Source organism: Cryobacterium sp. TMN-39-2 (assembly GCF_004402745.1).
Classification (GTDB): domain Bacteria; phylum Actinomycetota; class Actinomycetes; order Actinomycetales; family Microbacteriaceae; genus Cryobacterium; species Cryobacterium zongtaii.
In genome coordinates this window covers 281710-304589 of sequence record NZ_SOFX01000011.1, presented here as the reverse complement: position 1 = coordinate 304589, position 22880 = coordinate 281710, and the positions used below count along the sequence as shown (strand labels likewise).

Below are 22880 nucleotides of genomic sequence, written 5' to 3'. Positions count from 1 at the left end.
GGGAGGCACGGATGGACCTGACCACCGTTGCGACCATCACGCAGGCCCGCACCCGCGCCGACCTGGCCGCCCTCGGCGAGACCGTGGTGCCGCTGGCCGGCGGTTCCGAACTCTTCGCCGACCCGCGCATCCACCTCACCGGCCTCGTCGACCTGCAGACCATGGGCTGGCCGGCGCTGACCACCGGGGCAGACGGACTCGAGATCGCCGCCACCTGCACCCTCGCCGAACTGTCGCGGATGCCCGCCGAGCCCGGCTGGGTCGCCCACCCCATCTTCCACCTGGCCTGCACGGCCCTGTTCGGCTCCTTCAAGGTCTGGAACGTCGCCACCGTCGGCGGCAACCTGTGCACCTCGCTGCCCGCGGGCCCGATGATCTGCCTCACCGCCGCCCTCGACGCCGAGGTCCTGATCTGGCACGCCGACGGCACCGACAGCCGGATGCCGGCCCTCGACTTCGTCACCGGCAACACCACCAACGTGCTCGAACCCGGCGACGTGCTGCGCTCCATCCACGTGCCCGCCGCCACGCTTACTGCCCGCACCGCGTACCGCAAGATCGCCCTGTCCCCCCTCGGCCGCTCCGGCGCCGTGCTCATCGGCCGCCTCGACACCGACGGCCGTTTTGTGCTCACCGTGACCGGCGGCACCGTGCGCCCGGTGCAGCTGCGCTACCCCTCGCTGCCCGATCCGGCCGCCTTGGCCGCCGACATCGCAGGTCTAGACGCCTGGTTCACGGATGCGCACGGCGCCGCCGACTGGCGCCGCGCCATGAGCGGACTGCTCGGCGAGGAAATCCGCCAAGAACTGGCCGCGCCGACCGACCCGCCCAGACCCGGCACCGGCGACGGGAGCCGCGCATGAAGCTGACCGTGAACGGCAACCCGATCGACGCGCCGGCCGCGGCCGGCCAGGCCCTGCGCACCTACCTGCGCCAGCAGGAACACTTCGAGGTCAAGAAGGGCTGCGACACCGGCGACTGCGGCGCCTGCTCGGTGCTCGTGGACGGCACCCCGGTGCACTCGTGCATCTACCCGGCCTACCGCGCCGAGGGTCGCGAGGTCACCACCGCCACCGGCATCGGCGGGCCGGAGACCCTGGCCCCGATCCAGCAGCGCTTCATCGACGCGGCCGGTTTCCAGTGCGGCTTCTGCACGCCGGGCATGATCGTGACGGCGTCGACCATCCAGGAGCACCAGCTCGACGACCTGCCCCGCCTGCTCAAGGGCAACCTGTGCCGGTGCACGGGCTACCGGGCCATCGACGACGCCATCCGCGACCGGCACACCCCGGCCGACGGCGGCTGCGGGCACGACCACGAACACACCGCCGCCGGTGCAGCGGATGCGGCAACCCCCGACTCCGCAGCCGGCTCCGCACCGGTCGCCGCCCCGATCTCCGGCCTCGGCCCGGTGCGTCCCACCAAGCCCCGAACCACCGCGCGCACCTCCGCCACCGACGGCCGCGTCGGCGCCTCGCTCCGCGCCCCCGCCGCCGCCAGGGTGGTCAGCGGACAGGAGCCGTACACCCTCGACGTGGCCGTGCCGGGCCTGCTGCACCTCGCCGTGCTGCGGAGCCCGCACGCCCACGCCAGGGTGCTCTCCCTCGACGACACCGCCGCCCGCGCCCTGCCCGGGGTGCACGCCGTGCTCAGCGCCGCCGACTCCCCCGCCACCCTGTACTCCTCGGCCAGGCACGAGAGCCGGCTCGACGACCCCGACGACAGCCTGGTTCTGGACTCCGTGATGCGGCACCGCGGCCAGCGGGTGGCCGCGGTGGTCGCCGATTCCGTGGCCATCGCGGAGCACGCCTGCCGGTTGCTCGAGGTGGACTACGAGTTGCTGCCCGCGGTCTTCGACCCCGTCGAAGCGCTGCGCCCCGGCGCCCCGCTGGTGCACGGCGAGAAGGATGCGACGATCAGCCGCCTGGCCGACCCGTCCCGGAACCTCGTCGCCGAGCTGCACGGCGAGTACGGCGATGTGACGGCGGCACTGGCCACTGCGCACACCGTGGTGACCGGAACCTGGCAGACCCAGCGGGTCGCCCACACCCAGCTGGAGACCCACGCCACCATCGGCTGGCTGGAGGACGAACGGCTCGTGCTGCGTACCAGCTCCCAGGTACCGTTCCTGGTGCAGAAGGAGATCAGCCGCATCTTCGACCTTGATCTCAAGGCCGTGCGGGTGTTCACCGCCCGCGTCGGCGGCGGCTTCGGCGGCAAGCAGGAGATCCTCACCGAGGACATCGTGACCCTCGCGGTACTGAAGACCGGGCGGCCCGTGCAGTACGAGTTCACCCGCACCGACGAACTCGCCGCCTCGCCCACCCGGCACCCGATGCGGGTAGGCGTCACCCTGGCTGCCACGGGCGACGGCCGGCTCACCGCCCTGACGGTCGACGTGCTCTCCGACACCGGCTCATACGGCAACCACGCCCCCGGCGTCATGTTCCACGGCACCAGCGAGTCCGTGGCGCTGTACAACGTGCCCAACAAACGGGTGGATGCTCAGGCCGTGTACACGAACAATCCGCCGTCGGGCGCCTTCCGCGGTTACGGGCTGGGCCAGGTCATCTACGGGATCGAGTGCGCCCTCGACGAACTCGCCGTCGAGCTGGGCCTGAACCCGTTCGACATCCGCCGGATCAACTCGGTGCGCCCCGGCGACCCTCTCGTGGTGACCCATCAGGAGGGCGACGACATCGGCTTCGCCAGCTATGGCCTGGACCAGTGCCTCGACCTGGCCCAGGCGGCCCTGACTCGCGGCAATGGGGTGGCCGCCCCGACCGGCGCCACCTGGCGGGTGGGCGAGGGCATGGCGTCGGCGATGATCGCGACGACCCCGCCGCGCGGCCACTTCTCGCAGGCGACCATCACCCTGGACCAGAATGGACGCTACCTGGTGCGGGTGGGCACCGCCGAGTTCGGCAACGGCACCACGACGGTGCACACCCAGATCGCGGCGACGGTGCTGAACACCGGCCCGGATCGCATCGAGATCCGCCAGTCCGACACCGACGCCGCCGGCTACGACACCGGCGCCTTCGGGTCGGCCGGGGTAGTGGTGGCCGGCAAGGCCGTGCACGGCGCGGCGCTCGAGCTGGCCGGTCTGCTGCGCGAGAAAGCGGCCCGACTCACCGGCCTTGCGGCCGGGGACTTCGTCCTCGCGGCCGACGGACTGCGGGCCGGCGACGTGTTCGTGCCGCTGGCCGCGCTTTCCGGCCCGGACGGCCTCACCGGAACCGGCCGGGAGGACGGCGCCCGCCGTTCGCTGGCATTCAACGTGCACGCGTTCCGGGTGGCCGTGAACACCGCCACCGGCGAGGTGCGCATGTTGCAGTCCATCCAGACCGCGGATGCCGGCTTCGTGATGAATCCCGAACAGTGCCGCGGCCAGATCGAGGGCGGGGTGGCGCAGGCCATCGGTACCGCGCTGTACGAGGAACTCATCCTCGACGGCGCCGGCACCGTTGAAACCAGGGTGCTGCGCAACTATCACATACCGCAGCTGGCGGACCTGCCGGTGACCGAGGTGTACTTCGCGGACACCGCCGACGACCTGGGGCCGTACGGCGCCAAGTCGATGAGCGAGTCGCCGTACAACCCGGTGGCGCCGGCGCTGGCCAACGCGGTGCGCGATGCTCTCGGCATCCGCTCGTACGAACTGCCGATGTCGCGCGACCGCCTGTGGCGCCTGATGAACAGGGGCGCCTGACAGGCGGTCGCACGTGGCTCACAGCGCCAGGGCTAGGAGCTGATCGGCTTCATTTCCTTGCCGTGCATGGTCACCGCGTAGATCACCAGAACGTCGATGGCGATCATGGTGAGCGACCAGAGCGGGTAGGCGCCGAGGAAGGCGATGTTCACCAGGGCGCTGCCGAACGCCAGGATGACGGCGACGACTCGTGCCCACATCTGCCCCGCGAGCAGGGCGACGCCGGCCAGGATCACCACAGCACCCAGGATCGTGTGCACCCAGCCCCAGGTCGTGTAGTCGACCTGCACCACCAGTCCTTCCTGGCCGACGAGGTAATAGGTGTCCTGGAACAGTGCGACCAGGCCCTGGATGACGTGGAACGCGCCCATCATCAACATCATGACGCCTGCGAAGACTATCCAGCCGGTCCAGCCCGACGTACCGCTGTCGGTTGTGTAGTTGTTGGTTTCCGCCCCGGTCGTGCTGCCCGGTGCCTGCCGTGTGCTGGTCATGGTGACTCCTCCATTCAAGGGATTCGGTGAGCACGCTAATGCGCGGGCGCGCCCGATTCGTCCCCCGAATGGGGTGAGGGCTGAAGGAAAATCCCGGTCAGCCCGGAGGGGAATCGGTCGCGTCAGACCGAGGGGTGAATCGGGCCCTGCCGGTCCCGCAGGGGGGCGCCGGATGCCCCGGAGCGGGTGGCGAGAACCTCGGCGAGGATCGACACCGCCGTCTCCGCCGGGCTGCTCGCGCCGAGGTCCAGGCCGATCGGCGAGTGCAGCCTGTCGAGGGCGGCGGCGGAGACGCCCGCCTCTCGTAGGCGCAGCATCCGTCTTTCGTGGGTGCGCCGGGACCCCATGGCGCCCACGTAGCCGACGTCCAGGCTCAGGGCCGTGCTGAGCAGCGGCAGGTCGAACTTCTCGTCGTGGGTGAGCACGCACACCACGGTGCGGGCATCGGTGTGGGTGCGGGCGAGGTAGTCGCTCGGCCACTCGACCACCACCTCGGCAGCGGTCGGGAAACGTTCGGGGGTGGCGAACACGGCGCGGGCGTCGCACACGGTGACCCGATAGCCCAGCAGGGTCGCGGCGGCCGACAGAGCGCCGGCGAAGTCCACGGCGCCGAAGATCAGGCAGCGCGGCGGGGCCTGGGCCACGAGGTAGAGCACCCGGCTGATCGCCCCGTCGCAGTCCACCGAGCCCAGGCTGGTCTCGCCGGCGTTGACAGCGGCGGCCAGCTGCGCCCGGATGCGGCGTACCGAGTCGGCGTCGAGGCCGGCGGACTCCCCGCGATCGGTTGCGCGGTCGGTTGCGCCGTCCGGTGCCAGGATCAGGCCGGCCCCCGTTCCCGCGACGACCAGGGCGAGCCCGGCGGCCTGGCCGGCCGCGGCTCGCTCCAGCTGGGCGCGCACCTCCGCGGTCATGGCGTTGCGTCCGGCCGGGGCGATCTCGGCGAGGAACACTTCGACGGTGCCGCCGCAGGACAGCCCTACGGCGAACGCGTCGTCATCGCTCACCCCGAATTCGGTGAGGTGCCCGCGGCCGGTCTCGAGCACCTCCTGGGCACTGTCGTAGATCGCACCCTCGACGCAGCCGCCGGAGATGCTGCCGAGAACCGCACCGGAGTCGGTGACGGCCATGGCCGTGCCGAGGGTGCGCGGCGCGCTGCCGAGCACCCGGGTCACCGTCGCCACGGCCACCCGGCGACCGTCCGCGAGGGCGTCCAGGAGTGCACCGGCGATTTCGAGCACGGTCAGTTGCTCGCGCTCTGGTCCATGCCCATCCGTCGCAGCACCAGGTTCTCGGCGAACTGCGCCACACCGTAGAGCACCATCGAGACGATGGTGATGACCACGACGGACGACCACACCTCGAAGTTCTTCACCTGCGAGACCGCGACGACGATGCCGTAGCCCAGGCCCTGGCCGGTGGCGAGCCACTCGGCCAGCAGGGCGCCGGTGATGGCGCCGGGGATGGAGATCTTGACGGCGGCGAAGAACGACGGCAGCGAGCTGGGCAGCGCCACCTTGCGAAGCGCGGTGAACGGGGTGCCGCCGTAGACGGCGATCACGTCGCTGACCTGAGGGGATGCCGACCGCAGGCCGAAGGCGATGTTCACCAGGGCCGGGAAGAGGACCACGATGGCACCGGTCACCACGGCGATGCTCGGTCCGCGGCCGGTGATGAGGATCAGCACCGGGACGAAGGCCACCAGCGGCACGCTGCGCAGCAGCAGGGCGATGGGCATCAGCGCGTGCTCGATGCCCTTCGACAGGGTGAACAGGGTGGCCAGCACCAGGGCGAGCAGCAGCCCGGCGACGAAACCGAGGAACGCGTCGGTGAGGGTGACACCGAGGTTGGTGAGGATCAGCGCCCGGTTCTCGGCGGCATCCGGCACCGTGAAGAGCCAGTTGAACACATCCAGCGGTCCCTTGGCGATGAACGGCGAGATCCCCAGCAGCAGGATCAGGCCCTGCCAGGCGACGAGGACGATCACGAGCGTCAGCAGGCCCGTGGCCAGGGCCCGGCCGATGTAGGCGCCGATGCCGCGCGCCTGCGTCCCGCTGCTCTTGGTGAGGACAGCGGCCTGAACGACGATGGCCTCGGCAACATGGGTTTGCGCGCTCATGAGCTGCTCCGTCCGGTGGTCCAGGGGGTGGCGAAACGGGAGATCAGCGCGAAGAGCAGGTAGCCGATGCCGGCCAGCAGACCCGCGACGAGGGCGAGGCTCCAGACCCGTTCCACGTTCGCGGCGTTGCCGGCGGCGAGCATGGCCAGGCCGAGGCCCCGCTCGGCGCCGCCGAGGTATTCCCCGAGGATGGCGCCGAGCAGCGCGGCCGGAGCCGCGATCTGCAGGGCGTTCAGCACGCTGGGCAGCCCGGCGATCAGCCTGACCTTCCGCAGCTGGGTGAACTTGGTGCCGCCGTACACGGTGACGAGGTCGAGACTGGCCGTGTCGGCGGCCTTGAGCCCCACCAACGAGCCGACCACCGTGGTGAAGAACACCGACATGGCGGCCAGGAAGATCGCGGTGCCGGACGGGTCGCCGCGCGGCGGGCCGATCACGGTATACGCGATCGGGCCGATCGCCACGATCGGCACGCAGTAGGTGATCACGGCGATCTGCAGCGCGATCTTCTCGATGCGCGGCAGCACCAGGACCAGTCCGGCCAGCAGCAGCGCCAGGCCGTTGCCCCAGAGGAACCCGATCGCCGCTTCACTGAGGGTCATGGTGATGTGCGGCAGGTAGAAGCCGAAGCCGTCGCCGGCGAACTGGCGGAATACCTCGGCCGGGGTGGGGATGGCACCGCCGGGCACCGATCCGGCGTTCTGGAAGATGGTGAGCGCGCTGATCCACCACAGGGCCACCACGACGATCACGCCGAGAAGCCCGGTGGCCCAACCGGGCAGGCCCCGGCTGACCGGCATCAGTGCGCCCCGGCGGCGGCCGGGGTGTCGGCGCCGAAGAGCAGTTCGGACGCCCGGTCGTGCAGGGCGTGGAATTCGGGGCTGCGCATCATCTCGGGCAGGCGCGGGCGGGGCAGGTCGATCTCGATGACCTCCTTGACGCGGCCGGGCCGCGGACTCATCACGGCCACTTGGTCGCTGAGGAAGATCGCCTCGGAGATCCCGTGGGTGACCATCAAGGTCGTCGCGGGCTTCTCGGTCCAGATGCGCAGCAGTTCGATGTTGAGGCGCTGCCGGGTCATGTCGTCGAGGGCACCGAACGGTTCGTCGAGCAGCAGCACCGACGGCTTGAGCACGAGGGAACGGGCGATTGAGACGCGCTGGCGCATCCCGCCGGACAGCTGGGCCGGCTTGGCCTTCTCGAATCCGGCAAGGCCGACGAGCTGGATGAGTTCGGTGACGTAGTCCTCGTCGACGGGCATCCTGGCGACCTCGAACGGAAGCTTGATGTTGCTGCGCACACTCCGCCAGGGCAGCAGGGCGGAGTCTTGGAAGGCGATGCCGAGTTCGTGGCCGCGGCGGAGTTCCGCGGGGCTCTTGCCGTCCACCCGGGTGGTGCCGCTGGTCGGGTTCTCCAGGCCGGCGAGGATCCGCAGGATCGTGGATTTGCCGCAGCCGGAGGGGCCGAGCAGTGAAAGGAAGCTGCCCTTGTCGGTGTGCAGGTTCGCGTTGTCGAGCGCGACAACCTCCCTGCGACCGACCGAGAAGGTCTTGTGCAGCGCTTCAATGTGTAGGCCGGTACCGTGCAGGCTGGTTCCCGAGGCGGTGGGTGGAGCGGTGTCGATCGTGCTCACGTCGTACATTCCTTACTGGGCGTCGTCGGATGCCGGTAGTTCAGTATCGCCGACGGCACCCGCCTCGGTGAGACGGGTGCCGCGACGAGAGTTGTGCTGCGGGTGGCTACTTGCTGTAGGCGATGAGGTCGGGGTTCTCCTCGTACACCTCGGCCAGCAGGCTCATGTCGAACAGGGTGGCGGTGTCGATGTCGATACCGGCGGCCTTGAGCGTGGCGACGGACTCCTTCTGCAGCGCGTCGCTGATGGTGAACAGCCCGTTGGCCTCGGTGTCGGGGCTGACGACGAGGTCGGTGGCCTGGATCTCCGCCTGGCGGGTCTCCTTCTCCATGGTCAGTCCGAGGTCCTTGCCGTAGGTGTCGACGGTGAGCTTCGCGGCGGCAGCGGGATCGTTGATCGCGTCGGCCCAGCCCTTGATCTCGGCGACGAGCAGTGCCTTGAGCATCTCGCGGTCGTTGGCGATCGCATCCTCGGAGGCGGTGAACGTCTCGGCGACGAACGGCAGTCCGTTGTCGGCCAGCGGCAGGTTCACCGGGTCGAGACCGGCCAGCTCGGCGTCGATCGACTCGTTGGTGAGGTACGCGAACCATCCGTCGACCTCGCCGTTGAAGAGCGGGGTCGGGTCGTACTCGACCGGGACGACGGTGATCGTGGACGGGTCGATCTCATTGACCTTGAGGAAGGCGTCCCACAGGCTCTGGTTGCTGGCCTGGACGCCGATGGTCTTGCCCGCAAGGTCGTCGAGGGTGGCGATGTTGCCCACGCCGGCGAGCGAGAGGATGGTGAACGGGTTCTTCTGGTACGTCGCCCCGATGATCTTCAGCGGTGCGCCCTCCTCGGCGATGACGGTGCCCGTGGAGATGGCGTTGCCGACGCCGAGATCGACGTTGCCGGAGATGACACCGGCCTCGGCCGACGCCGGGCCGGGGATCAGGTCGACGGAGTCGAAGCCCGCTTCGGCGAAGTAGCCGGCATCCTCGGCCACGAACTCGCCCATGAACTCGGCGTTCTTGATCCAGGACAGCTGGATGCTTGCCTCGCCGAACGAGGCTGCGTCGCCGGAGCCCGACTCGGCGGAGCCGGCGTCGCCGGCGCAGGAGGACAGCAGCAGGGTGAGTGCGGCGGCCACGGCGACGCCGGTGCCGACGCGCTTGGCCGAGCGACGGGTGAACGGGGAAACTGGGGCTTGCGTCATGACGCGGTCCTCTCGATGGTGCTCGGGGATTGCCGTGGAACTCAACGGCGTGCTGGGGCGGAATGCCTGAATGCTGAAATGGAATGTGCTGTGGTGCGGCTGTGATCGCGGTGCTGGTGTGCTGCTGGTGTGACTGCGTTGCTGGGGTGATCAAGGTGTTTCAACGCAGCGCATCCGCTGCAACAGATGTTCGGATCACTCGAACACTAATTGCTGCGTGTGACGCCGCGAAGACCGAATCATTTCCGGCTCATTACGTCCGAAAAGTCGTGCTGGAACACTGGATTCCTCCCCGAGTGGTCCCGGAACCCTGGCGTGATAGCGTCACGGAGTTCACCCAGAAAGGAACCCCAATGTCTTCCGCTATCGTACCGAGCATCGCGTTCGTCGCCGGCCTGCCCAAGGCCGAACTGCACCTGCACCTCGAGGGCACCCTCGAACCCGAGCTCAAACTCGAGCTGGCCCGACGCAACGGCGTGGACATCGGCCAGAGCACGGTGGAGCAGGTGCGCGCCACCTATGAGTTCGACTCGCTCGCCAGCTTCCTCGGCGTCTACTACCCCGCGATGGACGTGCTCGTCACCGAGGCCGACTTCTACGACCTCGCCACCGCGTATTTCCGCCGCGCCGCCGCCGACGGGGTGCGGCGGGTGGAGGCGTTCTTCGACCCGCAGGCGCACACCTCGCGGGGCATCCCCATCGAAACCGTCATCCTCGGCTACCACAGGGCCGCCGTGGATGCCGCCGGCCTCGGCGTCTCCGCGGAGCTGATCCTCTGCTTCCTGCGCGACTTCACCGCCGAGGGCGCACTGGAGACCCTGCAGTCCGCACTCCCCTATCTGGACAGGTTCATCGGTGTCGGCCTCGACTCCGACGAGCGAGGCAACCCGCCGGCGAAGTTCGCCGAGGTCTTCGCGCTGGCCAGGGCGAACGGCCTCAAGCTCACCATGCACTGCGACATCGACCAGGTCGGCAGCATCGAGAACATCCGCCAGGTACTCGAGGAGATCCAGGTGGACCGCATCGACCACGGCACCAATATCGTCGAGAACCCGGAACTGGTCACCCTGGTGCGGGAGCGCGGCCTGGGGCTCACTTGCTGTCCGGTGTCGAACAGCTTCGTCACGGCAGACATGAAGGCCGTCGAAATGGTGGCCCTGCTGCACTTCGGTGTCCTGGTCACCGTCAACTCCGACGATCCCGCCTACTTCGGCGCCTACGTGGCCGACAACTACCTGGCGCTGGCCGAGAAGGCCGGGCTCGACACCGACGAGCTGGTGCAGCTGGCCAAGAACTCCTTCCAGGCCTCCTGGCTGCCCGACGCCGAGAAGCAGGCCTACCTGGCGGAAATCGACGCGTACGTCGCAGGGTACCCGGCTGCCTGACCTGCTGGGCACCGTCGGTGTTTCATCACCGGGAATGTCGTGTGTCCGACAGGTTTCGGAACCCCGGAACGAGGCCGGAACGACTTCACTAGGGTGAGCGGTGAGCCACCGAACGGGGCCGCTGGAGTCGTTTCGGACCGGCACAGAAACCGAGAAGGAGAACCGATGTACGACCTGGTCATCCGCTCGGCTCGTGTGCTCACCGAGCAGGGTTTCATCCCGGCGGCCGTCGCGATCGCGGGCGGCGTCATCCGTGCGATCGCGCCGGTGGATGCGCCGCTGGCGGCCCGGCAGGACGTCACCCTCCCGGTCGGCCAGGTGCTGCAGCCGGGCATCGTGGACACCCACGTGCACGTCAACGAACCCGGCCGCACCGACTGGGAGGGCTTCGCGAGTGCCACCCGCGCGGCCGCGGCCGGCGGTGTGACCACGATCATCGACATGCCGCTGAACAGCATCCCGCCCACCACGACGGTGCCGGCTCTCGAGCTCAAGCGCGCCGCGGCCGCGCCCCAAGCCACGGTCGATGTGGGCTTCTGGGGCGGGGCGATTCCTGGCAACCTCGGTTCGCTTCGGCCGCTGCACGACGCGGGGGTCTTCGGCTTCAAGGCCTTCCTCTCCCCCTCCGGCGTCGACGAGTTCCCGCACCTCTCCTCGGAGCAACTCGAGGCCGCTGCGACCGAGATCGCCGGTTTCGGCGGACTGCTCGTGGTGCACGCCGAAGACCCGTCCGTGCTCGAAAGCGCCGAGAACGCCGGCGGCACCGGCTACCGGGACTTCGTCGCCAGCCGACCGGATGCGGCCGAGGACGCCGCGATCGCCCGGGTGATCGCCGTCGTGCGACGCACCGGCGTGCGCGCCCACGTCCTGCACCTGTCCTCCGCACTGGTGTTGCCCAGACTGGCCGCGGCCCGCGCCGAGGGCCTGCCGATCACGGTGGAGACCTGCCCGCACTACCTCAGCTTCGCCGCCGAGAGCATCGCCGACGGCGCAACGGCGTTCAAGTGCTGCCCGCCGATCCGCGGCGAGGACAACCGTGACCTGCTCTGGCAGGGCCTGGCCGACGGTGTCATCGATCTCATAGCCTCCGATCACTCCCCCGCCACCCGGGAACTCAAGCTCGGCCACGGCGGTGACTTCGGCCTGGCCTGGGGCGGTATTTCCGGCCTACAGCTGAGCCTGCCCGCCGTGTGGACGGCCGCCAGGGCCCGCGGGCTCACGCTCGAGCAGGTGCTGCACTGGATGAGCCGTGCCACGGCCGACTTCGTGGGCCTGCCGGCCGGGCGGGTCCGTGCCGGTGCGGCCGCCGATCTGGTGGCTTTCGCGCCCGAGGAGGTCTTCACCGTGGACGTCGATACCCTGCGGCACAAAAACCGGGTGAGCGCCTTCGGCGGCGCCACCCTGTTCGGCCGGGTGCACACCACCTGGCTGGCCGGAAACGTGATCTACGCGGTCGACGACACCGCATTCGATGGATCCGACGCATCCGCCCGGCCACCAGCCGGCCGCCTGCTGACCGCCCGCTGACCCGAACTTTTTCCCGAACACCGCATCATGTACGAACCAGAAGGAGCACCCATGTCGATAGTTCTCGGACCCAACCGCTACGGCAAGGCGGAGAACCGCATCGTGCGCATCTACCGCGACACGCCCCGCCACGAGATCCACGACATCAGCGTCTCCACTGCCCTGCACGGCGACTTCGCCGATGCACACCTCGCCGGTGATCAGCTGCAGGTACTGCCCACCGACACCCAGAAGCAGACCGCGTACTCCTTCGCCAAGGAGAAGGGCTTGCTCTCGATCGAGAGCTACGGCCTCGATCTGGCCACCCATTTCGTCGATCACATCACGTCGGTGGCAGGTGCCAGGGTGGAGATCGAGGAGTTCGCCTGGGAACGCGTTGTCGTGGACGGCACCGAGCACGACCACACCTGGGTGCGGCGCGGCCAGGAGGTGCGCACCGCGGCGATCTCGGTGGAGGGCACCGGCACCGATCAGCGGGTCTGGGTGGTCGGCGGGCTGAAAGACCTGATCCTGCTCAAGTCCACCGGCTCGGAGTTCTCCGGCTTCATGCAGGACCCGTACACGCTGTTGCAGCCCACCACCGACAGGGTGATGGCCACCTCCCTCACAGCCGGCTGGCGCTTCACCGACCACACCGTGGTGGACTGGGAGGCGAGCTACGCCGGTATCTCCGCGTTGCTGAAGACCCAGTTCGCCGTGGTGCATTCCCTGGCCCTGCAGCAGACCCTCTACAAGATGGGCGAGGCCGTGCTCGCGGCCTACCCGAACATCGCCGAGATCCGGCTCTCCGCGCCCAACAAGCACCATTTCCTCTATGACCTGTCACCATTCGGTGTGGAGAACAACAACGAGGTCTATCACGCCGCCGACCGCCCGTACGGGCTGATCCAGGCCACCGTGATGCACGATGACGCCGCGGATGCCGGGCCCGCCTGGGATTCCTACACCGGGTTGGTCTGATGAGCCTGGCCGCAGGTTCGGTGGGGCCGTCGTTGGAGCAGGTCTACCTCGGCCACGTCTTCCACGTGGCCGGCTCCCCCACCCTCGCCGAAGCGCCGGCGCACCTGGTGTCGTTGCCGCAGGGCGCACTGGTCACCGCCGTCGACGGCACCATCGCCTGGGTCGGCCGTGCCGTCGACCTGCCGTCGAGCTTCGCAGCGCTGCCGGTCACCGACACCCGCGGCGGCTTCATCCTGCCCGGCTTCGTCGATACCCACATCCACTTTCCGCAGACCTACTCCACGGATGCCTATGGCGGCGGCCAGCTGCTCGAGTGGCTCGACAACTGCGTCTTCCCGGCCGAGACCCGGCTGCAGGACGACGACTTCGCGGCGGCGATCGCCCGCGACTTCACCCGCCGGCGCACCGCGGCAGGCACCACGAGCGCCCTGGTGTTCGGGTCGGCCTTTCCGCACGCCCAGGACGCACTGTTCGCCGAGTCCGAGCGGGCTGGGCTGAGGCTGGTCAGCGGGCGCGGCATCCAGACCGTCGGCCCCGACTCGGCCAGCGCCCTGATCACCTCGGAACGCCAGGCGCTCGACCTGGTCAGCGACGAGATCTCCCGCTGGCACGCCCGCGACACCGGTGATGCCCGCACGGCGCTGCTGCAGGTGGCCGTCGTACCCAGGTTCAGCCTGTCGGTGACGCCGCACACCCTCGCGGCCCTCGGCGAGCTCTACGACGGGGTGCGCGATCGGGGCGTCTACTTCCACAGCCACCTCAACGAGAACAACCGCCCGGAAACCGGCGAGATCGACGTGGTCAAGGCGATTTACCAGGTCGAGAACTACCTGGACACCTACGACGGCAGGTTCCTGCCGGGTTCGGCCGTCGGCGGGTCGAGCCTGCTCGGCCGACGCAGCATCCTGGCGCACGCCGTGCACTGCGAGGACGTCGAGCTGGCCCGCCTGGCCGAGACCGGTTCGTCGATCGCACACTGCCCCACCTCGCAGCAGTTCCTCGGCTCCGGCACCATGCCGTGGACCCGCACCACCGGCTTCGGGGTGAACGTGGCGCTCGGTTCCGACATCGGCGCGGGCGACGAGTGGCTGATGAGCCGGGTGCTGAACGACTGTTTCAAGGTGCACCTGTCCGAACCCGGCGATGCCGGCCTGTCGATCAGCCCCGCCGAGCTGCTCTTCACCGCCACCCTGGCCGGTGCCCGTGCCCTGGACATGGAGGAGCGCTACGGCAACCTCGACGTGGGCAAGGATGCCGACTTCCTGCTCATCGAGCCCGACAACTGGGAGCCGCTCGCGGCGGTGCTGGCCAACGGCATCCGGGCCGACGACGAGGCGATGGCCACCGACCAGACCCTCTTCGCCCTGCTGATGGCGCTTCGTCAGCCGGCCATCACCGGCGTCTTCGTGCGAGGCCGCCGCGTCACGGCAGCCTAGCCCGGCCTGGTCCGCCCACGCCGCCCGTTCGGTCCCGGCCCAACTGTTGCCCGTGCGGACAAGTGCGTCCGGCGTACCGGGACCATTTGTCCGATGCGGCAACAGTTACTCGCCGACGGTCCCGTCGACGGCCTCGCGGATCAGGTCGGCATGGCCGCAGTGCCGGGCCGTCTCCTCGATCAGGTGAAGCAGGATCCAGCGCAGGCTCCACAATTCGCCGTCCCGGCCCGGTGACGCGACGAGCTCGTCGAGGCCCCGGCCGGCCGTGGCCCGTCGGCTGCGTTCGCAGGCCGACCGGTACAGCCCGCGCAGCTCGTCCGGGTCATCGCCCGCGGCGCTCGTGAACTCCCAATCGCGGTCGTCGTGCCACGGCGCGCTACCCCAGGGCTCGAGCTCGTCGTCGGAGCGGCCGAGGAACCGGGACTGGATCCAGCGGTCCTCCACGAAGGCCAAGTGCTTGAGCAGGCCGCCCAGCGTGAGAGTGGATGGTGCCACCGCGAGGTTGAGGCCCGCGCGGTCCAGTCCCTCGGCTTTGATCAGCAGCGTCTCTCGCTGGAAGTCGAGGAACTCGTTGAGCGAACGGTGTTCGTCGCTGGCGGGGTGCGGGTCGGTGCGTGTCATGACCTCAGCCTCCCACAGCACCTTCCGGCGCGGCCCAGCGCCATACTGGAACGCATGACAGCAGCCGATGCCGCACTACCCTCGACGCCGGAACCGGTGTTCTTCCCGGATCTCGTGCCCGAACTCCTGGTTGGCGATCTTGCGGTCAGCCTGAGCTTCTGGGTCGAACTGTGTGGCTTCGAGGTGCTCTACGACCGGCCAGACGACGGATTCGCGTACCTGCGGGCCGGCACCGCGCACCTGATGCTCGAACAGGTCGGCATCGGGCGTAACTGGACCCCCGCCGCCCTGGAGCGTCCGCTGGGGCGCGGCATCAACTTCCAGATCATGATGCCGAACATCGCTCCCCTGCTGGAGCGCCTCGCGGCGGCCGACTGGCCGCTCTTCATGGCCGCCGAGACCAGGTGGTACGACACCGGCGACACCCAGGCCGGCGTGGCGCAGTTCCTGGTGCAGGACCCGGATGGCTACCTCGTGCGGTTCTCGTCGCGGGTGAGCGCCGAGGGCTGACTCTGCAGCTGAACCTGACGTCGGCGCCCGCCGTGGTCTCCCCGATTCGCAGCATCCGCGTGACTCGGTCGCCCGCACGGGGTAATCTCGCCCTCATGTGCGGCAGATTTGCAATGAACGAGGACGTCGACGATCTGATCCGGGACTTCGTCGCGGCCGGCGGCCGTGCCGGGGACTGGCGGCCCAGCTACAGCATCGCGCCGACCGACTCGGCCCCCATCGTGCGCGAGTGGCAGCCGGAGGGCGCCGACGCCCCCACGCGGGAGGTCACCCTGGCCACCTGGGACTGGCCGCAACCGGCGGGGGCGCCGCGCCGCGGCCCGATCATCAACGCCCGGCTGGAGAAGCTTGACCAGCGGTTCTGGGTGGGCGCCTTCTCCAACGCCCGCTGCATAGTTCCCATGCTCGGCTATTACGAGTGGACCGGAGAGAAGGGCGCGAAGCAGCCGCACTTCATCCACGGCGACGGTCTGCTCGCGGCGGCCGGGGTCAGCTGGGCATCCAAGGATGCCGACGGTGACTGGTCGCGCGTCTTCGCCGTGGTCACCAGGGAGGCCAGGGACGCCTCCGGTGAGGTCCATGACCGGATGCCGGCCTTTCTCGAACCCGACACCTGGGCGACCTGGTTGAACCCGCAGTCGATCACCGGGGCGAACCCCACCGAGTCGGCGGCGAACCGCTCGGCCATGATCGACCTGCTGGATCGCACGTCCACCGCAGTGGCGGCCACCATACGCACCCGGTTGGTGGACCGCAGGGTCAACAGTGTGCGGGCCATCGACCCGCAGGATGCGACGCTGGTGGCGGCGCTCGAAACCTAACCGGCGGCGCCAGTGACGGCCTGCCGGGCGGCCTGCTGCAGCTCAGTCCGGTCGACGCCCAGCTGGCGCAGGGCCCGGCTCATCGTGCCATGCTCGACCTCGGCGGCCGCCCACACCACGTGAGCCGAACGGAGTTCGTGACCACGGCCCGCGCCTTCCTTCGACAGGGCCACGGCCCGCTGGAAGACATCCTGCAGACTGCCGGTGCTGCGGTACGGGCCCGTGCGCGCGAGCGACGGCGCTGCGTGTGGCGACGGCTCCGGTGGTTCTGCGTCCGCGTCGATTCCCACCGACTGGAGGGCCAGCGCGTGCGTCTGGACGATGGCGGTCCGCACATCCGCCGTCGTCACGTCGAAGGTGGCGAACGCGCGTCGTGCAGAGTCGTCCGGCAATGCCAGCACGGCCAGCAGCAGATGCTCAGCCCCCGGCATCTCGTCGCCCAGTGCGGCAGCTTCCTGTTCCGCCGTCGTGAACAGCTCATTCATGATGCGGATGTCTGCGATCGCCTGTCGAATTCCCATGTCAGAAGTCCTTCGTTGTCGGTGGTGCGCGTCGTCGTTGCGGTACTAGTCCAGGGGTGCGCGGCGCTGCGGTGAGAGCCGCTTGTGCGCCGCCTGGGCGGTCATGCCGAGAGCCTGGCCGATCTGGTTCCAGGTCCAGCCCTGTTCGAGGGCGTGATCCACCGCAGACCGCTCCAGCCGAGCCGACAGCCGACGCAAGGCGACTACGGCCGCGAAGGCTTCGTCCGGATGGTCCGGGGTGGGAATTCCGCTGGTCTCGAACATGCGTCAACTTTAGTTGATGGTCAACGCAGGTGTCAACAAAAGTTGATGACCCAGCGGGTGTCGCCGTCGGATTAGACCACTAGGTTGGGCAGCACCCTCAGTGATCTCGCTGCTGACCTGCCTCTGCATTCACAGATTGGACACCATGCCCGCGAACCTGTCCGCACGCAGCATCCTCTGGATCGGTATCGGCCTGATCACGGCCAGCGTCCTCGTCCAGGTCGGCAGGGACCTCGTCTACCGCCTCGTCGCCACCGACTCGCTCCAGGCCGTGGCGAACAGCTGGTGGTTCGGCTCGTTCGACGTCGTGTTCCTGCTGGTGGTACCCCTGGGTACATTGATGGTTGCGGCGTTTTTCGTCGCCCGGTTGATCGAGCGGGTCCCGACGGTGCCCGCGCAGCCGGCCCGCCGCATCACCGCGGCCGGGGTGTTCTGGGCCGGGATCGTCTTCACGCTGGTCGGCCTGCTCGTGGTCGCCTCGCTGGAAGGCTGGATGGGCACGCTGGCCGCACAGGGACGCCCCGGCATCGCCCTGGATGCGCTCTATTTTGTGGTCAGTCCACTGCGGAACATCGTGATTCCACTCGGCCTCGCCCTGCTCCCGGCCTCCGTATTGATGAAAAAGCTCGAGGTTCGCAGCCGGACGGCTCAGCTACCCCTCTAGTCAGCTACCCCGATAGGTCGAGTACGCGAACGGGCTGAGCAGCAGCGGCACGTGATAGTGCGCCGACTCGTCGTCCAATTCGAAGACGATGGTGACGTAGGGGTAAAACGTGCTCTGGCTCCGAGCCGAAAAGTAGCTGCCGGTCTCGAAAGTGATGCGGTACCGACCCGCAGACACAGCCTCTGGCCCGAGGTCGGCAACCCGGCCGTGGGCATCCGTCTGCGCCGTGGCGAGTTCGCGCCAACCCCCGTCGAGGTATTGTTCCAGGACCACGCCCACGGATGCCGCTGGGCTGCCGGACACCGCGTCGAGCACGTGGGTGGTGATGTGGCTGCGCGCGCTCATCACCGGGCATCCCGCGGGGCTGCTGAGTCGGTGGCTTCGGTTTTCTGCACCGAGTCATCCTGCCACTGACGGGCGAGAACCCCTAACCGGAGCAGGGCGATGTCCCGCAGCTCTGAGCCCACGATTGCGGCCTCGGTGTTGTCGTCCAGGGTGAGCCGGCGCCGTAGCTCGGCGAGGATTTCCCGGCGGCTGCGGCCGGCGGCGCGGATGAGGAACACCCTGTCGAAACGCTCCTCGTAGATCCGGTTGCCGTCGGCGATGGCCGCCGCGAGCTCGGCGTCGTCGGAGTCGACCGACGCCTGTTCTGCCCGGGAGAACCCCGCTGCCTGCGAGTCGCCCGCGGGCTTCTCGCCGATCCGCGGATGCTCCGCCATGGCCTCGTCGATCTCGCTCCGGGGCAGCGGTGTTGCGGCCGCCCTGGCCGCTTCGATGAGGTCTGCGGCCGAGGCGAACGGCGCCCGGACGGACACCGCGTCGGCCCAGCGCGGAACGGCCAGGCAGGCCAGGAGGGCGGTGCGCAGCTCCTCGCCGACGGGAATCGTGGTCATGGGGTCCTCCGGGTGACGAAAATCGGGCTGACGAGGGGCGGAATGACGAGGGTCGGGATGGCGAGCGGCGAGCGGGGCAGAAGACGACGTGCAGCCCGGGCCGCTGCCCGTACGATGACAGGCATGCACTCCGCTGAGACTCCTCGGGTGGCCGGACTGGTCCTGGCCGCCGGCGCGGGCAGCCGGTATGGCAAACCCAAGTCGCTGGTCGTCGACGCCTCCGGCGAGCCTTGGCTGGTGCGAGCCGCCCTGGCCCTGGAGGCCGGCGGCTGCGACCCCGTTGTTGTGGTGCTCGGAGCGAGTGGGACCCAGGCCGAAGGCCTGCTGCGCTCGGCCGTGGCCCGATTCGAGAGGCCGCACCGGCTGACGGTGGTGCACTCAGAGGACTGGGCGGCGGGACTGTCGGCATCCCTAGATGCCGGCCTGGCGCGGCTGCAGCAGAGCGAGAACGACATCGTCACCGCGGTAGCCCTGGTTTTGGTGGACGTGCCCGACCTCACTGCCGCCACCGTGCGCCGGCTGATCGACGGAGCAATCCCGCAGACCCTCCGGCAGGCGCACTTCGGCGGCCGGCCCGGGCATCCGGTGGTGATCGGTCGCGAGCATTGGGCGCCGCTGCGAGCGAGCCTGACCGGCGACAGCGGTGCACGACAGTACCTGGTGGCACGAGACGCGACCGCGGTGGCCTGCGACGACCTGGGCACTGGCGTGGACGTCGACGAGCCGGGCACGCGGTAGTCCGCGCCACACCCGGAACCGGGCGCGCTCACCAGGGTGCTTCGAGCTCGTCGAGGTCCTCGTACACGCTGGTGATGGCCGCGATCCTGGTGCGGCTCTCCCGCACCTGCGCGCCCATCGCGCCGGTGGCGAGCAGGTTCATCAGGCTCATGGCCGTGGCGTAGCTGTCGAAGGCCGACACCGAATCCACCGGGCATTCGAGCCAGTGGGTGGCCTGGTCGGAGTACTTGCGAGCAGAGGAGTCGGCGATGAGCACCAGCGGGACCTCGCGGCTCCGGATGGCCGCAACGATGTCCCCGAAGCCGGAGACCCGCCGGCGGAAGCCCATCAACACCACCACGTCACGCGGGCCGAGGCCGGCCAGCTCTTCGCCGAGCGACTGGCCGGGCAGCGGCGCGAGGCGCACGTGGTCGCGGGCCTGCACCAGCTGCTGGCGCAGGTGCAGCGCCAGCGGGTAGCTGTTGCGCAGCCCCACGATCACGACGTTCTGGGCCGACCGTACCAGCCGGGCCGCGGCATCCAGCCGGCCGTCCTCGAGGGTTACCAGCAGACGGCGCAGGTTGTCCTGTTCGGCTTCGGCGTGCGCGGCGAGCCGCGAGGGGGTGCCGGCGGATGCGCCGGGGCCGCCGAGCGGTGAGCCCAGGTTGCGCAGTGACCTGGCGTGCTCGCGCACCTCGGCCGAGTCCTGGAAACCGAGCCGGCGGAACAGCCTGGACACCGTGGCCTTGGACACCCCGCTGAGCCGGGCCAGCTCCGACGCGTTATAGACGGCGAGGTCGCTCATGTGGTCGAGGATGAAGTCGGCGGCGCGCTGCTCCTGCGGGGAGAGCTCGCCGTAGCGGCCGTCGATGCGTTGCCCGATATTCAGCGTCATGCCGGGTCCTGCAGCGTGTGACCGTCGGCCAGGGCGAGCACGGCGGCCTCGAAGGCATCCAGCGCACTGGCGACGTCGGGCTCGGTGACCGACTCGTCGGGGTGGTGGCTCACTCCTCCGGCGCAGCGCACGAAGAGCATGCCGATCTCGGTGAGGTGCGCCACGGCCATCGCGTCGTGTCCGGCCATCGAGAGCAGCTCCAGAGGCGCCGGCCCGTCGTCAGAGCGGTCCGCGGCACGGATGCCCGCGGCTATGACGCCGCGCAACCGGTCGCTGCAGTGCGCCGCCGGTGCCGCGTGCGTCTGGTGCACGGCGACGTGCAGTCCACGCGTGCTGCAGATCTCCTCGAGCAGGGCCTCGATCCGCTGCCAGGCCGCGTCGCGGTCCGCATCGAAGCGGCCACGCAGGTCGAGGCTGAATTCGGCCCGGCCGGCGATCACGTTGACGGCGTCCGGGAACACCTCGAGGTGCCCGACGGTGGCGATCAGGTCGGCATCGCGGGCGAGCCGTTCGATGGCCACGATGGCCTCGCTGGCCCCGGCGAGGGCGTCGCGGCGGTGCGTCCACGGGGTACCGGAGTGTCCGGCCTTGCCGGTGATGGTGATCTGAAAGCGCCGCGCGCCGGCAATCGACGAGACGATGCCCAGCGGCAGGTCGTTCTCCTCGAGCACCGGGCCCTGTTCGATGTGGGTCTCGAGGTAGCCGACGAAGTCGTTGGAGGTGCGGGCGGCGGCGGTGACGGCGGCCGGGTCGAGGCCGAAGGCCACGAACGCGTCGTGCAGGGTGGTTCCCGCCTCGTCGGTGAGCTCCCACCAGGCATCCAACCAGGTGCCGGCCAGCGCCCGGCTGCCCAGCAGCGCGGTGCCGAACCGGGTGCCCTCCTCGTCGCCGAAGGCCACGACCTCGAGGGCGAACGGCAGGCTGCGGCCGTCGGCGTTGATGCGCTCGACCACGGCGATGGCGGTGAGCACCCCGAGGATGCCGTCGTACCGGCCGGCCGAGGGCACCGTGTCCAGGTGAGAGCCGAGCAGGAGCGCGGGCAGGCCGGGGGTGGCTCCCTCGAGCCGGCCGCACTGGTTGCCCGCGGCGTCCTGCCAGGTGGCCATGCCGGCGTCCCGCATCCAGCCGGCGGCGAGAGCGTTCACCGCAGCGTGCTCCGGCGACAGGTAGACCCGTTCGATCAGGCCGTCGGGCAGGCTGGAGTGGCTGGCGAGTTCGTCGCAGCGTTCGAGCACGGCGGCGGCGGTGAGCGGTTTCGACGGATCAGGCGTCGTCATGCGCCCGCGGCATCCTGATAGACCTCGTAGGCGGCGCCGACGCCGCCCCCGCCGGTTACGCTCGCGCCGGCGCGACGCAGCACCTGCTCGAGGGCGGCCAGGGTGGTCAGCACGGTGTCCTTGCGGGCGTTGTAGCCCATGGTGCCGATGCGCCAGACCAAGCCGCGCAGCGGCCCGAACGAGGTGCCGATCTCGATGCCGAAGTCGTTCAGCAGCTCCCCGCGCACGGCGTCGTCGGTGACACCGTCGGGGATGTGCACGGCCACGACGTTGTTCATCCGGTGTTCCAGGTCGCCGAAGACGTTCAGGCCCAGGCCCTGCACGCCGGCCAGCATCGCCGCGCCGTGCAGCCGGTGCCGTTCCACGGCCGTGTCCATACCTTCGTCAACGAGCAGCCGGGCGCATTCGCGGGCCCCGTAGAGCATGGTGGTGGCCTCGGTGTGGTGGTTCAGGCGTTTGGGTCCCCAGTAGTCGAAGACCATCGACAGGTCGAAGTAGTTGGAGCGGATCGGGTGGGCGTTCACGGCGTCGCCGGCCTCGCGGATGCCCGCTTCGATGCTCTTGCGGGCATTGATCACCTCGACGGCCCGCGGGGAGAAGGTGGCCGGTGCCGAGCCGGAGGGGCCGCCCAGGCACTTCTGCAGGCCGGCGGTCACGGCGTCCAGCCCCCAGGCATCCGCCTGGAAGGTGTTGCCGGCCAGCGACGCGGTCACGTCGGTGTAGAACAGCACGCCGTGCCTGGCGCAGATGTCGCCGAGCTCGTCGAGCGGCTGGGCCACGGTGGTGGAGGTGTCGCCGTGCACGATCGCCAGCAGCGCCGGCTTGGTCTCGCGGATGGCCTGCTCGATCTGGGCGGGGGTGAACACGGTGCCCCACTCGATCTCCCGCGCGTGCACCTCGGCGCCGGCGCGCTCGGCGATCTCGCGCAACAGGTGGCCGAACCGGCCGAAGATGGGCACCAGCACCCGGTCACCGGGGCTGATCAGCGAAACCAACGCCGCCTCTATCCCGGCGCGGGAGGTGCCGTCGATGAGCAGGGTCTGCTCATTCGTGGTCTTGAAGACGCCGCGGTAGAGCGCCATGGTCTCGTTCATGTACGCCGTCATGGACGGGTCGTACTGGCCGACGAGCTGGGCGGACATGGCACGCAGCACCCGGGGGTCGGCGTTCACCGGGCCGGGGCCCATCAGCAGGCGGGGCGGCGGATTGATCGGCAGACTGGAAATGACTGTTTCACCC

General features: G+C 69.5%; 24 protein-coding genes. 10 read left to right on the top strand and 14 right to left on the bottom strand.

Features of this window, described 5'->3' with window-relative positions; translation table 11 throughout:
• Positions 1 to 11: 11 nt before the first annotated feature.
• Together E3O57_RS03510 and E3O57_RS03505 are read left to right on the top strand one after the other, a co-directional pair.
• On the top strand, positions 12 to 863 hold the full coding sequence (locus tag E3O57_RS03510) for an FAD binding domain-containing protein (RefSeq protein WP_103461911.1): 852 nt from the start codon (positions 12 to 14) through the stop codon (positions 861 to 863).
• Positions 860 to 3712: a molybdopterin-dependent oxidoreductase gene (locus E3O57_RS03505; protein WP_103479111.1), complete on the top strand. Its 2853-nt coding sequence runs from the start codon at positions 860 to 862 to the stop codon at positions 3710 to 3712. Before E3O57_RS03510 ends, E3O57_RS03505 begins: the two co-directional genes overlap by 4 nt.
• A gap of 32 nt (positions 3713 to 3744) precedes the next feature.
• Here E3O57_RS03505 and E3O57_RS03500 read toward each other — a convergent pair whose 3' ends face one another.
• The 6 genes from E3O57_RS03500 to E3O57_RS03475 form a co-directional block, all read right to left on the bottom strand.
• Entirely contained in the window at positions 3745 to 4206 is a 462-nt protein-coding gene (locus tag E3O57_RS03500) for a hypothetical protein (protein ID WP_088455967.1), read from the bottom strand.
• Positions 4207 to 4328: 122 nt separating this feature from the next.
• Positions 4329 to 5444 carry an XdhC family protein gene (locus tag E3O57_RS03495; RefSeq protein ID WP_103461913.1) on the bottom strand — a complete coding sequence of 372 codons (1116 nt, stop codon included), beginning with the start codon at positions 5442 to 5444 and terminating at the stop codon, positions 4329 to 4331.
• Between the two features lie 2 nt (positions 5445 to 5446).
• Entirely contained in the window at positions 5447 to 6322 is an 876-nt protein-coding gene (locus E3O57_RS03490) for an ABC transporter permease (protein ID WP_103461914.1), read from the bottom strand.
• The gene (locus E3O57_RS03485; protein WP_103479110.1) at positions 6319 to 7122 is read right to left on the bottom strand and encodes an ABC transporter permease; all 804 of its coding nucleotides are present in this window, start codon (positions 7120 to 7122) and stop codon (positions 6319 to 6321) included. Before E3O57_RS03485 ends, E3O57_RS03490 begins: the two co-directional genes overlap by 4 nt.
• Positions 7122 to 7964 carry an ABC transporter ATP-binding protein gene (locus E3O57_RS03480; RefSeq protein ID WP_103479109.1) on the bottom strand — a complete coding sequence of 281 codons (843 nt, stop codon included), beginning with the start codon at positions 7962 to 7964 and terminating at the stop codon, positions 7122 to 7124. Before E3O57_RS03480 ends, E3O57_RS03485 begins: the two co-directional genes overlap by 1 nt.
• 97 nt (positions 7965 to 8061) lie before the next feature.
• Entirely contained in the window at positions 8062 to 9150 is a 1089-nt protein-coding gene (locus E3O57_RS03475; protein WP_103461916.1) for an ABC transporter substrate-binding protein, read from the bottom strand.
• A gap of 353 nt (positions 9151 to 9503) precedes the next feature.
• On the opposite strand from E3O57_RS03475, the gene add reads away from it, so the two are divergent.
• The 4 genes from add to E3O57_RS03455 all read left to right on the top strand — a co-directional run bounded on the left by add (position 9504) and on the right by E3O57_RS03455 (position 14458).
• A complete protein-coding gene (gene add, locus E3O57_RS03470) occupies positions 9504 to 10535 on the top strand; it encodes an adenosine deaminase (RefSeq protein ID WP_103479108.1) in 1032 nt (343 codons plus the stop codon).
• 165 nt (positions 10536 to 10700) lie between these two features.
• The gene (gene allB, locus E3O57_RS03465; protein WP_103479107.1) at positions 10701 to 12062 is read left to right on the top strand and encodes an allantoinase AllB; all 1362 of its coding nucleotides are present in this window, start codon (positions 10701 to 10703) and stop codon (positions 12060 to 12062) included.
• A gap of 51 nt (positions 12063 to 12113) precedes the next feature.
• Positions 12114 to 13022 (top strand): factor-independent urate hydroxylase, encoded by a 909-nt coding sequence (gene pucL, locus E3O57_RS03460; protein WP_103461918.1) that lies wholly within the window; start codon positions 12114 to 12116, stop codon positions 13020 to 13022.
• Complete coding sequence (locus E3O57_RS03455; protein WP_103479106.1) at positions 13022 to 14458, top strand: amidohydrolase family protein; 1437 nt, start codon at positions 13022 to 13024, stop codon at positions 14456 to 14458. Before pucL ends, E3O57_RS03455 begins: the two co-directional genes overlap by 1 nt.
• A 105-nt stretch (positions 14459 to 14563) precedes the next feature.
• On the opposite strand, the gene E3O57_RS03450 is transcribed toward E3O57_RS03455, so the two are convergent.
• Positions 14564 to 15079, bottom strand: a complete 516-nt coding sequence (locus tag E3O57_RS03450; RefSeq protein WP_088455958.1) for a DinB family protein — start codon at positions 15077 to 15079, stop codon at positions 14564 to 14566.
• 54 nt (positions 15080 to 15133) lie between these two features.
• On the opposite strand from E3O57_RS03450, the gene E3O57_RS03445 reads away from it, so the two are divergent.
• Both E3O57_RS03445 and E3O57_RS03440 read left to right on the top strand, forming a co-directional pair.
• Positions 15134 to 15589 (top strand): VOC family protein, encoded by a 456-nt coding sequence (locus E3O57_RS03445; protein WP_165787917.1) that lies wholly within the window; start codon positions 15134 to 15136, stop codon positions 15587 to 15589.
• A 95-nt stretch (positions 15590 to 15684) separates the two neighbouring features.
• Positions 15685 to 16410 carry an SOS response-associated peptidase gene (locus tag E3O57_RS03440; RefSeq protein WP_103461920.1) on the top strand — a complete coding sequence of 242 codons (726 nt, stop codon included), beginning with the start codon at positions 15685 to 15687 and terminating at the stop codon, positions 16408 to 16410.
• Here E3O57_RS03440 and E3O57_RS03435 read toward each other — a convergent pair.
• Together E3O57_RS03435 and E3O57_RS03430 are read right to left on the bottom strand one after the other, a co-directional pair.
• Positions 16407 to 16931: a Clp protease N-terminal domain-containing protein gene (locus tag E3O57_RS03435; protein WP_103479105.1), complete on the bottom strand. Its 525-nt coding sequence runs from the start codon at positions 16929 to 16931 to the stop codon at positions 16407 to 16409. The genes E3O57_RS03440 and E3O57_RS03435 overlap by 4 nt on opposite strands.
• Before the next feature lie 45 nt (positions 16932 to 16976).
• Complete coding sequence (locus E3O57_RS03430) at positions 16977 to 17195, bottom strand: sigma-70 family RNA polymerase sigma factor (RefSeq protein ID WP_088455955.1); 219 nt, start codon at positions 17193 to 17195, stop codon at positions 16977 to 16979.
• 145 nt (positions 17196 to 17340) lie between these two features.
• Between E3O57_RS03430 and E3O57_RS03425 the strand changes: the two genes are divergently transcribed.
• Positions 17341 to 17859, top strand: coding sequence for a hypothetical protein (locus E3O57_RS03425; protein ID WP_133159755.1), 519 nt, complete (start codon positions 17341 to 17343; stop codon positions 17857 to 17859).
• On the opposite strand, the gene uraH is transcribed toward E3O57_RS03425, so the two are convergent.
• Entirely contained in the window at positions 17860 to 18204 is a 345-nt protein-coding gene (gene uraH / locus E3O57_RS03420; protein WP_103479103.1) for a hydroxyisourate hydrolase, read from the bottom strand.
• A complete protein-coding gene (gene uraD / locus E3O57_RS03415; RefSeq protein ID WP_103461924.1) occupies positions 18204 to 18752 on the bottom strand; it encodes a 2-oxo-4-hydroxy-4-carboxy-5-ureidoimidazoline decarboxylase in 549 nt (182 codons plus the stop codon). The genes uraH and uraD overlap by 1 nt, the downstream gene beginning before the upstream one ends.
• 123 nt (positions 18753 to 18875) lie before the next feature.
• Between uraD and E3O57_RS03410 the strand changes: the two genes are divergently transcribed.
• Positions 18876 to 19490 (top strand): NTP transferase domain-containing protein, encoded by a 615-nt coding sequence (locus tag E3O57_RS03410; protein ID WP_103479102.1) that lies wholly within the window; start codon positions 18876 to 18878, stop codon positions 19488 to 19490.
• Between the two features lie 28 nt (positions 19491 to 19518).
• Here E3O57_RS03410 and E3O57_RS03405 read toward each other — a convergent pair whose 3' ends face one another.
• The 3 genes from E3O57_RS03405 to E3O57_RS03395 are packed head-to-tail and all read right to left on the bottom strand — an operon-like array spanning position 19519 to position 22828.
• Positions 19519 to 20364, bottom strand: coding sequence for a MurR/RpiR family transcriptional regulator (locus E3O57_RS03405; protein ID WP_103431617.1), 846 nt, complete (start codon positions 20362 to 20364; stop codon positions 19519 to 19521).
• On the bottom strand, positions 20361 to 21641 hold the full coding sequence (locus E3O57_RS03400; RefSeq protein ID WP_103461926.1) for an allantoate amidohydrolase: 1281 nt from the start codon (positions 21639 to 21641) through the stop codon (positions 20361 to 20363). The genes E3O57_RS03405 and E3O57_RS03400 overlap by 4 nt, the downstream gene beginning before the upstream one ends.
• Positions 21638 to 22828, bottom strand: coding sequence for an alanine--glyoxylate aminotransferase family protein (locus tag E3O57_RS03395; protein WP_103461946.1), 1191 nt, complete (start codon positions 22826 to 22828; stop codon positions 21638 to 21640). Before E3O57_RS03395 ends, E3O57_RS03400 begins: the two co-directional genes overlap by 4 nt.
• Positions 22829 to 22880: the final 52 nt, after the last annotated feature.

Bases quoted from the DNA above. Each gene is read 5' to 3' on its own strand.
- E3O57_RS03510 (WP_103461911.1), top strand. From the start codon at position 12: ATGGACCTGACCACCGTTGCGACCATCACGCAGGCCCGCACCCGCGCC.
- E3O57_RS03505 (WP_103479111.1), top strand. From the start codon at position 860: ATGAAGCTGACCGTGAACGGCAACCCGATCGACGCGCCGGCCGCGGCC.
- E3O57_RS03500 (WP_088455967.1), bottom strand. From the start codon at position 4,206: ATGACCAGCACACGGCAGGCACCGGGCAGCACGACCGGGGCGGAAACC.
- E3O57_RS03490 (WP_103461914.1), bottom strand. From the start codon at position 6,322: ATGAGCGCGCAAACCCATGTTGCCGAGGCCATCGTCGTTCAGGCCGCT.
- E3O57_RS03485 (WP_103479110.1), bottom strand. From the start codon at position 7,122: ATGCCGGTCAGCCGGGGCCTGCCCGGTTGGGCCACCGGGCTTCTCGGC.
- E3O57_RS03480 (WP_103479109.1), bottom strand. From the start codon at position 7,964: ATGTACGACGTGAGCACGATCGACACCGCTCCACCCACCGCCTCGGGA.
- E3O57_RS03475 (WP_103461916.1), bottom strand. From the start codon at position 9,150: ATGACGCAAGCCCCAGTTTCCCCGTTCACCCGTCGCTCGGCCAAGCGC.
- add (WP_103479108.1), top strand. From the start codon at position 9,504: ATGTCTTCCGCTATCGTACCGAGCATCGCGTTCGTCGCCGGCCTGCCC.
- allB (WP_103479107.1), top strand. From the start codon at position 10,701: ATGTACGACCTGGTCATCCGCTCGGCTCGTGTGCTCACCGAGCAGGGT.
- pucL (WP_103461918.1), top strand. From the start codon at position 12,114: ATGTCGATAGTTCTCGGACCCAACCGCTACGGCAAGGCGGAGAACCGC.
- E3O57_RS03455 (WP_103479106.1), top strand. From the start codon at position 13,022: ATGAGCCTGGCCGCAGGTTCGGTGGGGCCGTCGTTGGAGCAGGTCTAC.
- E3O57_RS03450 (WP_088455958.1), bottom strand. From the start codon at position 15,079: ATGACACGCACCGACCCGCACCCCGCCAGCGACGAACACCGTTCGCTC.
- E3O57_RS03445 (WP_165787917.1), top strand. From the start codon at position 15,134: ATGACAGCAGCCGATGCCGCACTACCCTCGACGCCGGAACCGGTGTTC.
- E3O57_RS03440 (WP_103461920.1), top strand. From the start codon at position 15,685: ATGTGCGGCAGATTTGCAATGAACGAGGACGTCGACGATCTGATCCGG.
- E3O57_RS03435 (WP_103479105.1), bottom strand. From the start codon at position 16,931: ATGGGAATTCGACAGGCGATCGCAGACATCCGCATCATGAATGAGCTG.
- E3O57_RS03430 (WP_088455955.1), bottom strand. From the start codon at position 17,195: ATGTTCGAGACCAGCGGAATTCCCACCCCGGACCATCCGGACGAAGCC.
- E3O57_RS03425 (WP_133159755.1), top strand. From the start codon at position 17,341: ATGCCCGCGAACCTGTCCGCACGCAGCATCCTCTGGATCGGTATCGGC.
- uraH (WP_103479103.1), bottom strand. From the start codon at position 18,204: ATGAGCGCGCGCAGCCACATCACCACCCACGTGCTCGACGCGGTGTCC.
- uraD (WP_103461924.1), bottom strand. From the start codon at position 18,752: ATGACCACGATTCCCGTCGGCGAGGAGCTGCGCACCGCCCTCCTGGCC.
- E3O57_RS03410 (WP_103479102.1), top strand. From the start codon at position 18,876: ATGCACTCCGCTGAGACTCCTCGGGTGGCCGGACTGGTCCTGGCCGCC.
- E3O57_RS03405 (WP_103431617.1), bottom strand. From the start codon at position 20,364: ATGACGCTGAATATCGGGCAACGCATCGACGGCCGCTACGGCGAGCTC.
- E3O57_RS03400 (WP_103461926.1), bottom strand. From the start codon at position 21,641: ATGACGACGCCTGATCCGTCGAAACCGCTCACCGCCGCCGCCGTGCTC.
- E3O57_RS03395 (WP_103461946.1), bottom strand. From the start codon at position 22,828: ATGGGCCCCGGCCCGGTGAACGCCGACCCCCGGGTGCTGCGTGCCATG.